Genomic DNA, 15,363 nt, shown 5'->3' on the forward strand with positions numbered 1-15,363 from the left:
AGGCATTTCAAAGAGAATAACGGCATCCTGGTCCGCAAAGACCGGAGAATGAAAATAAGCTGTGCTATCCTTCAACAGGATTGCACAGTTTTTTGCGAAATGGAGCTGATGAATGTGAGCTGGAGATTCACCTCAGCAGTATAAAACAACTATAGTCATTCAAGAACGGAAGCCCCCTGACCGGCAGTGGTATGATGGACAGAAACAGAAGGTGGCGGATGGGAATTGAGCAACAGAGTGATCCGGCAGTTTGAAGAGAGGGATATGGCGGCGCTTGGCGCGATGTACGAGCAGTTGCCGGCGCAGGAGGATGTGCTGTTCTGGTGGGTGGGGGATGCGGATAATTGGGAGAATGTCTTCTGTGCTTTTGAAGGGGAGCAGATGGTGGCCAAAGGCCAGCTGCAGCTCTTTAATGTGGTGCCACCGGGACGCGCGGCGGAGAGTAAACACAAGATGTTCGTGAATCTGAAGACATTGCCCGGACGGGAAAAAGATCTGGAGCTGCTTGACAGTGTCTACGCCCTTCTGCTGGAACGGGCACATGTGCTAAAGCATACGCTTCCTCCAGAATATGGAACCCTCCTGTGCACAGGTAATTATGCGGCGGAGGAGAGCAGCCATGCTTATTTCGAAGAGCACCTTGGTTACCTGCCGGATAGCCGCTTGTATACACTTCAGCGCGATCTTCGTGAACCTATCCATGCGGTGGAACTGGAGGAGGGTCTTGAATTAACTAGTTCGCCTATGGATTCACCGGAGCAGCGGGCGGCTTATCTGGAGCTGGAGGCGGAGATCTGGCCGGAGACCCCGCTTGGAATGGAGCGTCTGCTGGAATATCAGGCGAATCCGCACTGGACATCGATGGTTGTGCGGGATGAAGGCCGGGTGGCGGGCAGTCTGATGGTCTGGCAGGAAGAGGAGCTTGGCATCATTGAGGATGTATTTGTCTGCAAGCCCTGGAGAAGAAGAGGCATTGCCAAGGCGCTGCTGAATCATGCGTTAATGTATCTTCAGGAGAAGGGTCTGGAGCAGGCGCAGCTGGTCGCATTGACCACGAATGATTCTGCACTGTCCCTGTACCGGTCAGCCGGATTCAAGATAGGGCGTCAGGAGATCCGATACGCTAAGGAGCTGGGCTAACGAACGGCCCCCTGATTCATAGTGACTGTGAATATCACTGTGAAAATCGCATATCACAAAAAGCGCACCAACTAAATATCCGGCGGTGCGCTCTTTGTGGTGATCTAGTTAAGCGGAGGCTGTTACTTTATGACTCTGGAAGCAGCAGAGGTTGCCGAGCCTGGTACAGCTTGGGCTACTGCGGTATAGCCTTCCGGCAGATAGGTGACGGCGGTGCCTGCCGAGATGACCTGGGGGTTCATGGAACCGGGCTTCGGTGAGGTTACCTTGAAGTAGATCACTGCGGTTTTGTCAGCGCCGAACTCAATCCGCTCAATGACCAGGCCATATCCCGGGTTCGGCAGGTTGGATACGGTCACCGTAGCTTTGTTGACACCAGCGGCGGCTTTGTCCAGTGTAACAGCGGCATCATAGGTGCTTGACGGAGCTGAAATGTTCTCATCCATCATAATCACTTCCTTCACGAATTTGGCGGCATCGTAGACCAGGACGGCAGCTTCTGCACGGGTCACCGGCTCGTTCGGACGGAAGGTATTGTTCTTCTCCAGCGTGACCAGTCCGGTGTTGATCAGAATCTGCAGACTGTTCATCTCCGCAGCGGATAGCTTGCCGCCGTCCGTAATGTTGGCATACATCTCCGTATACGCGAAGTCCCCTTTGTTCTGAAGCGCCTGAAGCAGCAATTGTGCGAACTGGACCCGTGTCATCACAGCATTAGGGTCAATAGACCGCTCCAGCGGCAAGCCGCTTTCTTTGGCCTTCAGGAATGCGGAGGCATACCAGGCGGTGTTTTTTACATTGTCAAAATAATCGCTGGCCTTCTTGCCGGAGGGGCGCTGCGGAGCAAGCTTCAGGCCGCTTACCATGAACTGCACGCCTTGCGCATACGTAAGGCTGGACTTTGGCGCGAACTTGTCGCTGGTCACTCCGTTAAGGATGCCCTCCTGATGAAGGGCATTGATTTTGGCTTCGGCCGCATGGCCCTTCAGATCCGAGAAAGCGGAAGCCGGTGACCCGATAGCTAAGGTTGCCGCCAGAATGCTGCAAGCCAGCGAGATTTTGGCCGTGCGCATCCGGGTTAATGTATTCTTCATTATACCTCACCTCTTATCCTCATAGATGGGATTCAGGAGCAAAAGGTTGCAGCCAATCACTCCATAGATGGAATTATTATTCTCTATCCCGCCAGCGGTGATTCCCCGTTGTCCAAAACAATTCATCATGTGTCAATTTTCACCTACCGGAAGTCGAATCTTCGCCTGAATTCAGCTCCTCTTGCAGCTAAAAAGGTCAATATACGATGATTAAAAGGTAATATACGGTGAGACAGGGTGCGGAAGAAAAATTATAATAATGATAACGCTTTCGTAAAAAGAGGGGGTAATCAAATGGGAAAAAAGAGTATTCTGGCCTTGGTCTTGGCAGGTTGTCTGGCGGGACTATCACTCGCAGGCTGCAGCAGTAAGGGGAACAGCTCAGATGTGGGGAATGACAGCAGCAACACGCCGGAGGGGAAAACAAAGCTGAAGGCGATTATCGTGAAGCATTCACTGACCAAAGATGTCACGCAAATGAAATGGCTCGCTGAAATAGAAGAGAAGGCGAATGTCGAAATTGAATGGCAGCAAATCTCTGCGGACTGGGATCAGAAGAAAAGTGCCCTGTTTGCCAGCGGTGAAATTCCGGATTTGCTGTTCAATGCGACCTCGAACTCTGATTTTGTACAATTCAACGGGTTGTTCGAGGATCTGGGCCCGTTGATTGAGAAGGACGCTCCTAATATTCAAAAGATGTTCAGCGAGCACCCGGAATTGAAAACGCTTGCTACACAGATCGACGGGAAGCTCTACGGCACTCCGCGTTATAAGGGCATCTGGCCCGGCTCCACCGCCTCGATGTTCATTAACAAAACCTGGCTCGACAATCTCGGCCTGCAGGTTCCAACGACTTGGGATGAGCTAGAGACTGTGCTGCTTGCCTTCCGCGATGGCGACCCGAATCAGAATGGGGACAAGACGGATGAGATTCCGATGGACTTTAACCCGATTGGCTGGGACTTCACGCCGAAGCTGCTGCTGGGCAGCCTGGGGCTGCCTCTGTCCAACGGGGCGAGCGACGGCTACTTCACCGAAGGGGCACAGGTTAAGAATTTCTATGTAGATGAACGGTTCAAGACGCTCATGCAATTCCTGCAGAAGCTGTACAGCCAGAACCTGATCAGCAAGGAAGTGGTCACGCAGGATTACTCCAAATATCAGTCCGTTGCCCGCGGGAATGGAACTACGGCTAAGGTCGGATTCACCTGGGGCTGGGAGACAGGGGACCGCTTCGGCAACGAGTTGAAGGATCAATATGTTACCCTGCCGCAGCTGAAGCAGCATGCAGATTCTACGAATGAGCTGTACTGGAGCAATGACTACTACTACCAGAATTACGGCTCTAATGCGGTGTCGGTCAGTGCCCGCTCCAAGAATAAGGAAGCTGCGATGCGGTTCATTGATGCTTTTTATGAGCCGGTTGTCAGCTTGCAGGTACTGTTCGGCGGGATGAATGACACGGATAAGGGAATCAAGGATAACGGGGATGGCACGTATGCGATTCTTCCTCCGGCGGATGCATCCCTCGACCCGGGCTCATGGAAATGGACGAATTCGTTCGCCGATAACGGCCCGATGTACATTGCCGATGCACTGAAGGACAAGGTGATGCTTGGCTCGGATATGCAGAATGTGCTGAAGGAGAAGGCCGTCTATGATGAGCTGCTGAACAAGGCGGACGAGAAGAGCAATGTCTATCCGCAGAACTTCATGAAATACAGCACGGAGGACACTAACACCCTGGCCATGAATCAGGCGAACGTCAATAATATCACGGATCAAAAGTGGGCGAACTGGCTGACCACCAAGGTTGACATTGAGAAGGAGTGGGCGGCGTATGTAGCCTCAGTCAATAGCTCCGGTCTTGAACAGAACCTGCAAATCCGCCAAAAGGCTTATGACGAATACCTCTCGACCTTGAAATAGTGGACTCGAATGGAAGGGGCGCTCCCAAATGAAACCAGCACAGACCACGGTGCCGCATCAGACGCTGCGCGGGAACGGATGGCTTCGTAAGCAGGCGGGGCATTATCAGCTATGGCTGATGGTGCTTCCTGCGGTCATTTATATCGCCATTTTCTGTTATGGTCCGATGTACGGTATCCAGCTTGCTTTTCGTGAATTTGATTTCAGCAAAGGACTGACGGGCGGGGAATGGGCCGGACTCAAATATTTCGAGCAGTACTTCAACAGCCCGATGTTCTGGCCTACGCTGCGAAATACGTTTATTATTGCCTTTTTCTCCATACTGCTGGGCTTCCCGATGCCGATTCTGCTGGCGCTGGTGGTTAACTCGATCCGCAGCAACAGACGCAAGCGTATCCTGCAGACTACGGTGTATATGCCTTACTTCATTTCTACTGTTGTTCTGGTTGCGTTACTGCAGATTATGCTGTCTCCTACCACCGGGCTGATCGACGGCTTCCTGAAGGCCTTGCACCTGATCCCTGCGGATACGAATCTCATAGGTGACCCTGGCGCCTTCGTTCCGGTGTATGTCATCTCTGCCATCTGGCAGGCCTGCGGCTGGAACAGCATTATCTTCATCGCCGCCCTGTCCTCGGTGGATGCACAGCAGTATGACGCCGCCCGGATTGACGGGGCTAACCGCTGGCAGACCGTCTGGCACGTGGAGATTCCGGCCATCCTGCCGACCATTATTATTTTATTGATTATGAATATGGGCAGCATACTCAGTGTAGGCTTCGAGAAGACTTTTCTTATGCAAAATAGTCTCAACAAGCCCGTCTCGGAGGTCATCTCCACGTATGTCTTCAATGTGGGCGTGAAATCCAACCAGTTCAGCTTCGGTTCTGCGGTCGGACTATTCAATACCCTGATCAACTTCACGTTCCTGATGCTGGCGAATGCACTGGCCAAAAAAACTTCAAAAATCAGTCTGATGTAAGGAGGAAATGGGATGTCAAACAGTCAAGCCGCTCATTCGCAAACGATCAAGCATTCGGGCGGCATCGCAGACAGGCTGTACACGCTGGTGGTTGCGGTCATAAGCATCGCAGCGTTTATCATGGTCGCGTACCCGCTGTATTTCATCATCATAGCTTCCGTCAGCAACTCCACCATGGTGAATCAGGGACAGGTTATTCTATGGCCTAAGGACATTAACCTGTACGGCTATGAGCAGATATTCAAGGACACCCGGATCTGGCAGGGGTATAAAAATACGATTATTTACACGGTGCTGGGTACGCTGCTCAATCTGCTGGTCACGCTCCCTGCGGCGTATGCCTTGTCCCAGCGGAAATTCCGGGCACGCAGGTTCATTATGCCGCTGTTTGTGATCACGATGTATTTTGGCGGGGGCATGATTCCTACCTATCTGCTTATCCGTGACCTGAATCTGTTGAATACGCCCTGGGTAATGATTGTGAACGGTGCCATTAGTGTATACAATCTGATTATTACAAGAACCTTCTTCGAGACCGCTATCCCGGAGGAGCTGCACGAAGCGGCTACCCTGGATGGCTGCTCGCACTTCCGTTATTTCATCTCGGTGGTGGTTCCGCTGTCCAAGGCGGTAATCTCTGTCATCACGCTCTATTATGTGGTGGGTCACTGGAACGACTTCTTCAACGCCTTGCTCTATATCAATACGGATAGCTTACAGCCGCTGCAGATCGTCCTGCGCAATATTCTGTTATCCAATCAGGCGTTCGCGGGCGGAGCCGGATCAGGTGCCGGGGCCGGTGCGGGCAGCTATGCCCAGCAGTTCGCGGATCAGATCAAATATGCGGTCATTATCGTATCGACGGTGCCGGTGCTGATTATCTATCCGTTTATCCAGAAGTACTTCGAGAAGGGCGTAATGATCGGTGCGGTGAAGGGCTGAGCGTATAGCTGACGCTGCGGGCAGCATCCGGTGGGCCGGGAGGGAGGGAACCTCAGTGAAAAAAAGTCTTGAACTGCTCGATTCCATCGGCGAACCTGTATCTCAAGATATGAAGGAAAAGCTTATTCATGGCAGCAGACAATTCCGCATGAGTGTGCATGTAACCAAGGTACCTTCCATGAATAATCTGGTGCTGTATTCCCACTGGCATGAAGAGCTGGAGCTGCTGTTCATGATCAAGGGCACGGCCAAGTTCCATGTGGGGCAGGAGAAGCTGGTTGTTCAGAGCGGAGAGGCGGTCTTCATTCAGCCTAATATGCTGCATTCGGCGATCCGGGTGGATCAGGAGGAGATTATGTTCTGCGCGGTGCTGGTGCATTTCAATTTCCTCTCGAGCCTGGAGAATGACCAGATTCAGCAGCAGTATATCTTCCCGCTCTTCCTCGACAACCGGCGTTATCCGCTGCTGATCGGGCGGGAGCTGGAGGAGAAGCTGCGGCTGATTCCACTGCTGGAGGAGGTACGGGATCTCTATCAGCAAGAATCGCACGGCTATGAGATGCTGATTAAGGCCAGGCTGTTCGAGCTGCTGTACCGGCTGGAAAAGTGTGCGGCTGAGCATCCGCAGGCAGGACTGCCCGGGCAGTCCCGGGGCGGCAACAGCTCGATGCTGGCCAAAAAAACGCTGGCCTACGTCCAGCAGAACTACAGTAAGCGGATCACGCTCTCCGACATGGCGCAGCAGGTCAACATGAGCCCGTCTTACTTTTGCCGGTTCATGAAGAAGCAGTTCGATCTGTCCCCGATGGACTTCCTGAACGAATACCGGATCTCGGAGGCGGTCAGCCTGCTGGAGACCACGGATAAGAAGATCATGGAGATCTCCGGCATGACCGGCTTCAGCAATGTCAACCGGTTCACGGAGATGTTCAAGAAAACCTACGGCTGCCGCCCGATAGATTACCGGAACAGGCTGCGGCAGAGTAAATAGCTTGGACTAGAAGAAAAAGCAGCCCCTATCGCAGGGACTGCTTTTCTTTGTGCTGTGGCTTGTGAACGGAAGAGAGCCCGTGTTACTTCGCTGGAGCCGATGGCTCAAGCCAGCGTGAATCCATTACAGGCTCAGCGGTTGCGGTGTAGCCTTCAGGCAGGTAAGTGGATACCGTGCCTTTGGTAATAACTTGCGGATACATTTTATCCGGGTCAGGCAGGGTGACCTTGAAGAAGATCACTGCTTTGGTGGCACTGGTGAATTCGATACGCTCTACCGTCAGGCCGTAACCGGGGTTAGGCAGATTGTCAACGGTGATGGTGGCTTTGTTGACGCCTTCAGCGGCTTTGGCCAGGACTACATCGGAGACGTAATTGTTAGCCGGAACCGGCTCCGGCTCAGAAGGCTCATTGCCCGGATTGTTCGGCGTAATCACCCGGTCGGCGAATTCAGCGGCATCATGGATCATGACAGCGGCTTCAGCGCGGGTAATCGCATCGGACGGGCGGAATTTGCCGTTATCCAGCGTGAGTACCTTCGTGTTCAAGAGCACCTGCAGGCTGTAATTCACCTCTGGAGTGAGCTTATCGCCATCCTCAATCATGAAGAACATCTTAGTTACCGGGAAATTGCCCTTGCTCTGCAAGGCTTGGGTCAATAAATGGGCGAATTCCGCACGGGTCATCGGTGCATTCGGGTTGATATCCTTTGCCAGCATCAGGCCGCTCTGCTTCGCAAGGGCGAAGGAGGAGGCGTACCAGGCATTATCTTTTACATTGTCAAAGAGCTGGCTGGCCTTAGCACTGCTGTCGGTACCTGCTTTCGGTGCAAGCGACAATCCTTTTACAAGGAACTGTACGGCTTGCGCATTCGTCACTTTGGCATTGGGGGCAAACAGGTCATTCGTAATTCCGTTAATTACACCGGCGTTATGCAGCGAATTGATCTTGGTTTCGGCTGCATTTCCCTTGAGGTCCGTGAAGGCAAATGCGGACGCTCCGAAGGATAAACTGGCAGCCAGGATTCCGCACGCGATGCTCATTTTTTTTGCGTGCTTCGTTAGATTCGTTGGTTTCATTGTGCATCACCTCTATTACTCAGATGGTTATTAGCGGCGAAAGGTTGCAGTTGACCGGAAAAAAATAAAAAAACTTAGGACAACGGGATAAACCGGGTGGACCACAGGTAAAATTTATTTTGCGGATCGGTAAATCCTCTTTTATTCTGATCCAGGGCTGCAATTCTCTTCATCTCTTCGTCCGACAGGGAGAAATCAAACAGCTCCAGATTTTGCTTCAGCCTGGCAGGAGTAACCGACTTCGGAATCACAGCGATATCCCGCTCCAGATTCCACCTCAAGATGACTTGCGCTGCTGTCTTATCATACCTCTCTGCCATTTCGGTGAGCACAGGGTGGGTAAGCATCTCCTGGTTACCGTGTCCAAAAGGGCTCCACGCGACATGCTGGATACCGTGCTTGCTCATATAGTCATGAAGCGACCCTTGCTGGAGCAGCGGGTTCGTCTGAATTTGATTCACTGCGGGGACAATCGTCCCCTGCTTCATGACCTTATCCAGATGCTCCTGCTCAAAATTAGATACCCCAATTGCCCGGATTTTGCCCTCCTTGTATAAAGACTCCAGGATGTGCCAGCTTTCTAGATAGTGCTTGGCCGGCCAGTGGATCAGGTAAAGGTCAACATAATCCGTTTGGAGTTTTTGAAGACTGGCTTCAAAGGCTTTACGGGTCTTTCGCCCCAGGTCAGTGCTCCATACTTTGGTTGTAATAAAGAGCTCGCTTCGAGGTACACCCGATTTCTGAATAGCCCTGGCTATCAGCTCCTCGTTGCGGTAAGCTGCTGCCGTATCCAGATGCCGGTACCCGTTCTGAAGCGCCCATACTAGAGCGTCTTCATTATTGTCTTTGATGTTATACACACCCAGACCCACCTTCGGCATCTGGACTCCATTATTCAAAACGAAATGTTCCATTTAACATCTTCCTTTCTTTTTAAGTTCGTATAACCAGCCCTCTTGGTCAACGATTATAGCATAAGAAGGCAACTAATCATCATTGGGAAAGAAAATCGAGACGGATGCACTTCGTAGGATTTTGAAGGGATGCTCTTTTCCGCTGTCGCACTCCATATAATAATCAGGCTTGCATTCCCAAATATGAACCCATATAATTAAACCGAACAGTCGGTTTTTTGTAGGAGGGATGAAATGAGTACACCAAAAGGTTCAGTAAAGCGGAGTATGATCCTAGACCAGGCGTTGGAGCTTTTTGTGCAGAAGGGATATGCCGCCACCTCGATGGAGGATATCGTCAAGCACACCGGGGTCAGCAAGGGCAGCATTTATTACCATTTTTCCAGCAAAGATGATTTGTTTGTGAGTATGGTCGAAAAAATCAACCGCGAATGGGTGGAGGAGTGGTCGGAGATTCGCCGCCAATTTCCGGAGGTCGGAAGCAGACTAATGGGAGCAAGCTTGCATTTTGTGAACAGCTTCCAGAGTCCTCTGACGAAGGTGGCTGAAGAGTTCTCCATGAATATGCAGGAGGGTTACCAGGAGATACATCAGCGGCTGATTGAGATCTCAATGGTGCAGATTGAAGTATTTACCGAGATCTTCCGGGAGGGGATGGAGCAGCAGGTATTTACTATGGCGGACTCGAGCCGGCTGGCTGTGTTATTCACCAGTATGTTAAGCGGCTTGACGCTGTATCCCCAAGTGTTCCCCAAAGACGGGATGCACCAGCATACGCAAGAAGCGGTAGCTCTGTTATTGGAGGGAATTAAGAAGAAATGAATGAAGCGCAGCCTGTTCGAGTCGTTGAACCGCAGTTCTCGGGCAGGCCCGCTTCATTTGAGAATTATTAAACCGAACGGTCAGTTTTATCGAAAAGGAGGTAATACGATGAAAGAATTGTTGCGAAATCGGGTATTTCTGCTGGTAATGGCCTCGGATGTGCTGCAGCAGGTGGGGATTTGGGTGCGGAATATGGCTTTGCTCTATTATGTGGTGCAGCAGACGCAGGGTGATCCGGTGGCTGTGTCCTTGCTTACGGTGGTGGAATACGCGCCGATTTTCTTATTTTCCCTGGTGGGCGGTGTGCTGGCTGACCGCTGGCGCCCCAAGCGCACCATGATCTGGGGCGATGTTCTAAGCTTTCTCTCCATTGTGCCAATTTTATTTGTGGTGGCATGGGGATACTGGCAGGCGGTTTTTATTGTGACGATGATCTCCGCGATTGTGTCGCAGTTCTCCCAGCCATCCTCGGCCAAATTGCTTAAAACCCATGTTCCTGAACAAGAGCTGACGGCTGCCATGGCGATGACCCAGATGGTCAGCTCGCTGTTTATCATTCTGGGCCCCATCCTCGGCACCTTTGTTTACTACACCTTCGGAGTTATGGTTTCCTTGAGCAGCCTCCTGGTAATCTTTGCGCTTTCCGCTTGTTTTTTGCTCTTCCTGCCGGATTCACCGCGCTCCATGGAAAGGTTGTCAGTGCAGGCTGTGGTCAACGATTTACGCGGCGGACTGCTCTACCTGCGGGAACATGCCAACTTGAAAGTGTTGATGGTGATGTTTGGCGTCCTTGCTCTGGGAGCCGGTCTGACCGCTCCGCTTGACATCTTTCTGGTTACGGAGCGGCTGGGATTGGCAGAAGCAGACTTGCAGTGGTTTACCGCCTTGTCCGGCTTGGGCCTCCTGATCGGGGCAATAATCGCCGCCAGCCTGTCCGGTCGCCTTAAGGGCAAAGGGGTGGTTTTCGCCGGTTTGATTTTGCTCGGGGCGGGGACAATGATTGAAGTATGGTCGGTCTGGCCCATTCTAACAGGCGGGATGCGGCTGATTACCGGTCTGTTCCTGGCTTTGACGCAGACTGTAATTGGCACGTATATGCTGACTTTGGTTCGGGCTGAATATATCGGACGGATTAATGGCCTCATCACTCCAATTTTTACCGGGTGCACGCTGATCGGGACAGGACTTTCTGGTATGCTGGTGGCGCAAAGCTCGCTTATCTTTGTCTATATGCTATCCGGTTTGATTTTGATGCTGGCGGCCTTGGTAGCGCTTCGTCTACGCTTCGACAACCCTGCAGCTAAGCAGGCAGAGGGGGGAGAAGCAGCGGGGAAGTAATGCAGATAGAGGGTTGTCCGTAAAACAGAGGACCGTAGCGAAAATGCGCGGCCCTTTTTTGTTCATTTTTCAAGTAAGAAGCTATGATATTTTTCCTTTTATATCCCAAAAAATACTATATTATAGAAAATGTAATCTTTGTGAAACCGGTAGTATTTGAGAAGAATGGGATTGGAGAGAAGTTCATGCGTGTTGCGCTGGTGTGTTGTGCAGATTCCACAGAGCCTTGTGAGGATTGCAGGTTTAAGAATGTTCATTCCTTTTTTGCACAGGTGTACGGTTGTAAGGTATTGCATTTCAAGGAGCTTGATGCGCTGGTCGATATTGTGAAGGAGGGCCTCCGGCTCGATGGTGTAATCATTAGCACCCCTGACTTCAACCCGGGATTCATTCATAAGATGCAATACCTGCAGCAGATGCATACGCTGAGAATATTCTTCATTGTGGAGGAGATCAGCGCTCACGGCAACCCTGTCCCCTTTCCTTCCAATCATATCTACATCAGCAGCTTTGAGCGCTACGGCTTCCAGGAGGAATTGTTCAGCCGGTTGCGCTGCTGGTTCGACGAAGGACTGGACCCTTATACACATCGCACCAGACAAATCAAGGATATCGCCCTTCATCTACACTCCAAATCCCTGAAGGTCGGAGAATTCGTCATTGAGCTTACCTGTAAAGAATTCGAACTCCTGGATCTGCTGCTGGAATGCCAAGGCCAGTACATCCCCACCGAGCAGATTCTGCACCAGCTGTGGGACAGGTATACATCCCCTGAGATTGTAAGGCAGTACGTATACAAGCTGAGGCACAAAATCGAGATCATCTCCGGACGAAGCGACATCATCCTGTTTCGCCGGGGGATCGGATATTCGGTGAACCCATTGATCTGACAGAGTTCTGTCAGGTCTTTTTTTTGTGCCCCGGGAAACACATAGATTGCACTCTTCCGTATCCTCCCATAAATCAACAATAACTGTAAATTAACGCAAGCTTAACAGCCGGGTTATGTCTCCTTCCGGGCTTAAGCGTTACGATGTCATTAATACGAATGGGGAGGCATATGGAGTGGCAACGATTCAGAACAGTATCTGGATTCACGCAGACCGGATCACCGTATTTGAGCGGACGAATGATATTGCGCACTGGACAGATTTATTCACGGAATACAAGGAGACGCGGGTGCTGGAGCAGGGGGACGCCTACATCCGGTTTGAGCTGACGACACATCCCGAGGGGAACCGCCCTTCACGCACATGGGAATCAGAACGCTGGCTGGACCGGCCGAACTTCCGGATTACGGCCAGACGCCTTGCGCCGCTGCTGCCGTTCAAGCATATGAATCTCGAATGGCTCTATGAGGAGCAGGACGAAGGGACGTATATGACCTGGATTCAGGAATTCGAGGTAGATCCGGCAAGCGGGCTGACCGGGGAGCAGGTGGAAGCGCATCTGAACCGCACGACCAAGGAGCAGATGGCAGCGATCAAGCACAATATCGAGAAGCAAACGGTTCGGAGCTGAGGGCTTACATGGAGAATGTGACAAGAAAAAGAGTCGTAATCACCGGGATGGGGCTGCTTACCCCGCTGGGGAATACGCCGGAGCAGTTCTGGAGGAACAGCCTGCAGGGCAAGGTGGGATATGACCGCTTGCAGGGCTATGAGCATATGGCGCTCAAAAGCCGCGTTACCGGCACCATACCGCAGTTCGAGCATTTGGGCCGGACGGCTGATGAAGCGCAGCGGGCAGGCATGGGGCGGCCGGGTATTCTGGCGGTCAACGCCGCGATAAGGGCGGTTGCCGATGCGGGGCTTGTGTTCACGAAGGAGCTGCGGGAGCGTTCCGGGGTCTGCATCGCCAATGCGATTGCCGACACCCCGTTCTCGGAGCAGACCTTCCTGCGGATGACGGAGGGCGGGCAGGGGCCGATTGATCATGGACTCTGTCAGGAGGATTTGTACCGCAAGGGCATGTTCTCTTATATTGCCTTCGAAGTGGCGCATGAGTTCGGGCTTCAGGGAGAGGCACTGGTCATGTCCACAGGCTGCACGGGCGGCATTGATGCTGTCGGATATGGCTATGAGTCGATTACAGCCGGGGAACATGACGTGATGATCTGCGGCGCAGCGGAAGCACCGGTCAGCTCGATGACTATTTCCTCCTTCGATGCCATCGGTGCGTTAACCTCCAAGTTCAACGATGATCCGCAGCGGGCTTCGAGACCTTTTGAGAAGAACCGCAGCGGCTTCGTTCTCAGCGAGGGGTGTGCCGTCGTTGTGCTGGAGGAGCTGGAGCATGCGCTCCGGCGGCAGGCGCCGATCTATGGCGAGGTGACCGGATTCGCCAGTACGAATAACGCTTTTCATATGACCGATCTGCCGCAGGACGGGGATGCGCTCAGTCTGACGATGAACGAGGCGCTCGGCAACGCGGGTCTGACAGCGGAGGACATTCAATATATCAACGCACATGGAAGCTCGACTCCGCAGAATGATGCTTTTGAGACCGCCGCTTATAAAAGAACGTTCGGAGAGCTCGCCTACTCCATCCCGATCAGCTCCACGAAATCGATGGTAGGCCATCCGCTCTCGGCAGCGAGTGCCATTGAGATTGTACACTGCCTGCTGGCCTTGAACGAGGGCTATATCCCGCCAACCGCCAACCTGGACGAGCCGGATCCGGCCTGTGATTTGAATTATGTGCCGAAAGAGGCGATCCAGCGCGACCTGTACCATATTCTGACCAATGCCAGCGGATTCTCCGGGATTCACTCCGCGATGATTCTGGCCGCGAACGAATACAGCAATCGGGCAGGCAAGCTTCAGACTGAACAATGGATGTGCAGCCTATGAAGAATACAGTATTCGTAACCGGAGTAGGGATGGTGGGGCCGTGCGGGAATAGTGCCGGGGCCTTCTGGGAAGGACTTCTGAGCGGCCGTAATTATATGACTCCGCTTCAGCTTGAGGGTACGACTGGTAACGCGCCTCCCTTCGCTGGACAAGTCAGCGGGATGGAGCCGGAGCGGGTCATCTCGAAGCGTCTGCTCAAGAAATGCTCCCGCTTCTCTGTCATGTCGATTCTGGCTGCGAAGGATGCCATGGATGATGCGCACTGGGAGCTGGATCAGATGCGCCGCGAGCGGATCGGCATCTTCGTCGGCAACAACTCGGGCGGCTGGGAGAGTGCGCGCAATGGCCTGCGTGTCCTCCATACCGAGGGGGCGCCCTTCATTGACCCGAACCTGGCGAGCAACTGGTTCCCGGCGGCGGCACAAGGGCATATGTCCCTGGCCTTCGATATCAGGGGCTACAGCAAGACGGTGATCGCCGACCGGAGCAGCGGGCTGCTCGCCATTGCGTATGCGGCCAGAGCCATCCGCAGCGGGATCATCGATGCGGCGATTGTGGGCGGAGCCGAGACGCCGCTTGATCCGTGGGCGCTGTCCTTCTATAACACGGAGGGGCTGCTGAATCTGAGTGCGGACCGCCCGCAGGCGGCATACCGGCCGTTCGTGGAGGGACGCAGCGGACTGGCCCTGGCTGAAGGAGCCGCGTTCCTCTGCCTCGAATCAGAGCGCAACCTTCAGAAGCGCGAGGCGTCCCGCCGGGTACGGGCGAGCATCCAGGGCTTCGGCTTCACGAATGACGGCCAGGCCGCCGCCCCACCTGAGGAGAGTATAGCGCAGTGTGCCAGGGCGATCCGGCTGGCGATTGGACATTCGGAGACGCACCCGGAGAGAATCGGCTATCTGTCGCTGGATGGGGCCGCCTCCGCCCGCGAAGACGGAATTGAATGCTCGGCCATTCAGGAGGTGTTCGGCAGTAGTACAGAAGCCAAGTGGGCGGGCTGCCCCAAGACCGTCTTCGGCAACACGATTGGAGCGGCAGGGGCGTTCGATGTCGCACTGAGCGTGCTGGCAATGAATAACGGGGAGCTGCCCGGCCTTCCGTATCTGGCAGAATCCGTTCAGGACAATGGCTTGAACTTCGTGCCGGGGATCAGCCGCCGGACCGCTGTGGAGTCTTCGCTGATTCTGTCCAGAGGGAGGGGGGGTGTCTCTTCGGCACTGGTTGTGAACAAGGAAGAGCTGTGAACCGTGAATTGTAAAGCAAGATGCGTAAGGCCCATTA

General features: G+C 53.1%; 14 protein-coding genes. 11 read left to right on the plus strand and 3 right to left on the minus strand.

The window, feature by feature from the left end:
* Positions 1-225: 225 nt before the first annotated feature.
* Positions 226-1,140, plus strand: a complete 915-nt coding sequence (locus MKX51_RS04255; RefSeq protein ID WP_340991321.1) for a GNAT family N-acetyltransferase — start codon at positions 226-228, stop codon at positions 1,138-1,140.
* Positions 1,141-1,262: 122 nt separating this feature from the next.
* On the opposite strand, the gene MKX51_RS04260 is transcribed toward MKX51_RS04255, so the two are convergent.
* Positions 1,263-2,234: an S-layer homology domain-containing protein gene (locus MKX51_RS04260; RefSeq protein ID WP_340991322.1), complete on the minus strand. Its 972-nt coding sequence runs from the start codon at positions 2,232-2,234 to the stop codon at positions 1,263-1,265.
* A gap of 294 nt (positions 2,235-2,528) precedes the next feature.
* On the opposite strand from MKX51_RS04260, the gene MKX51_RS04265 reads away from it, so the two are divergent.
* Genes MKX51_RS04265 through MKX51_RS04280 form a run of 4 tightly spaced genes read left to right on the plus strand, consistent with a single transcriptional unit; the run spans position 2,529 to position 7,078 of the window.
* Positions 2,529-4,163: an ABC transporter substrate-binding protein gene (locus MKX51_RS04265; protein ID WP_340991323.1), complete on the plus strand. Its 1,635-nt coding sequence runs from the start codon at positions 2,529-2,531 to the stop codon at positions 4,161-4,163.
* Positions 4,164-4,191: 28 nt separating this feature from the next.
* Positions 4,192-5,145, plus strand: a complete 954-nt coding sequence (locus MKX51_RS04270; protein ID WP_445321983.1) for an ABC transporter permease — start codon at positions 4,192-4,194, stop codon at positions 5,143-5,145.
* A 12-nt stretch (positions 5,146-5,157) separates the two neighbouring features.
* A complete protein-coding gene (locus tag MKX51_RS04275) occupies positions 5,158-6,087 on the plus strand; it encodes a carbohydrate ABC transporter permease (RefSeq protein WP_340943588.1) in 930 nt (309 codons plus the stop codon).
* 55 nt (positions 6,088-6,142) lie between these two features.
* Positions 6,143-7,078 carry an AraC family transcriptional regulator gene (locus MKX51_RS04280; RefSeq protein WP_340991324.1) on the plus strand — a complete coding sequence of 312 codons (936 nt, stop codon included), beginning with the start codon at positions 6,143-6,145 and terminating at the stop codon, positions 7,076-7,078.
* 82 nt (positions 7,079-7,160) lie between these two features.
* Here the strand turns inward: MKX51_RS04280 and MKX51_RS04285 are convergent, their stop codons facing one another.
* Positions 7,161-8,156: an S-layer homology domain-containing protein gene (locus MKX51_RS04285; RefSeq protein WP_340991325.1), complete on the minus strand. Its 996-nt coding sequence runs from the start codon at positions 8,154-8,156 to the stop codon at positions 7,161-7,163.
* Positions 8,157-8,230: 74 nt separating this feature from the next.
* A complete protein-coding gene (locus tag MKX51_RS04290) occupies positions 8,231-9,070 on the minus strand; it encodes an aldo/keto reductase (RefSeq protein ID WP_340943583.1) in 840 nt (279 codons plus the stop codon).
* A 234-nt stretch (positions 9,071-9,304) separates the two neighbouring features.
* Between MKX51_RS04290 and MKX51_RS04295 the strand changes: the two genes are divergently transcribed.
* The 6 genes from MKX51_RS04295 (at position 9,305) to MKX51_RS04320 (ending at position 15,326) form a co-directional block, all read left to right on the plus strand.
* Positions 9,305-9,892 (plus strand): TetR/AcrR family transcriptional regulator, encoded by a 588-nt coding sequence (locus MKX51_RS04295; protein ID WP_076079584.1) that lies wholly within the window; start codon positions 9,305-9,307, stop codon positions 9,890-9,892.
* Positions 9,893-10,000: 108 nt separating this feature from the next.
* The gene (locus MKX51_RS04300) at positions 10,001-11,230 is read left to right on the plus strand and encodes an MFS transporter (protein ID WP_340991326.1); all 1,230 of its coding nucleotides are present in this window, start codon (positions 10,001-10,003) and stop codon (positions 11,228-11,230) included.
* Between the two features lie 185 nt (positions 11,231-11,415).
* Entirely contained in the window at positions 11,416-12,120 is a 705-nt protein-coding gene (locus MKX51_RS04305; RefSeq protein WP_340991327.1) for a winged helix-turn-helix domain-containing protein, read from the plus strand.
* 175 nt (positions 12,121-12,295) lie between these two features.
* A complete protein-coding gene (locus MKX51_RS04310; protein ID WP_340991328.1) occupies positions 12,296-12,751 on the plus strand; it encodes an SRPBCC family protein in 456 nt (151 codons plus the stop codon).
* An 8-nt stretch (positions 12,752-12,759) separates the two neighbouring features.
* The gene (locus tag MKX51_RS04315) at positions 12,760-14,082 is read left to right on the plus strand and encodes a beta-ketoacyl-[acyl-carrier-protein] synthase family protein (protein WP_340991329.1); all 1,323 of its coding nucleotides are present in this window, start codon (positions 12,760-12,762) and stop codon (positions 14,080-14,082) included.
* On the plus strand, positions 14,079-15,326 hold the full coding sequence (locus tag MKX51_RS04320) for a beta-ketoacyl-[acyl-carrier-protein] synthase family protein (RefSeq protein WP_340991330.1): 1,248 nt from the start codon (positions 14,079-14,081) through the stop codon (positions 15,324-15,326). The genes MKX51_RS04315 and MKX51_RS04320 overlap by 4 nt, the downstream gene beginning before the upstream one ends.
* Positions 15,327-15,363 lie beyond the last annotated feature (37 nt).

It is taken from the genome of Paenibacillus sp. FSL M7-0420 (assembly GCF_038002345.1).
Lineage (GTDB): Bacteria > Bacillota > Bacilli > Paenibacillales > Paenibacillaceae > Paenibacillus_AQ.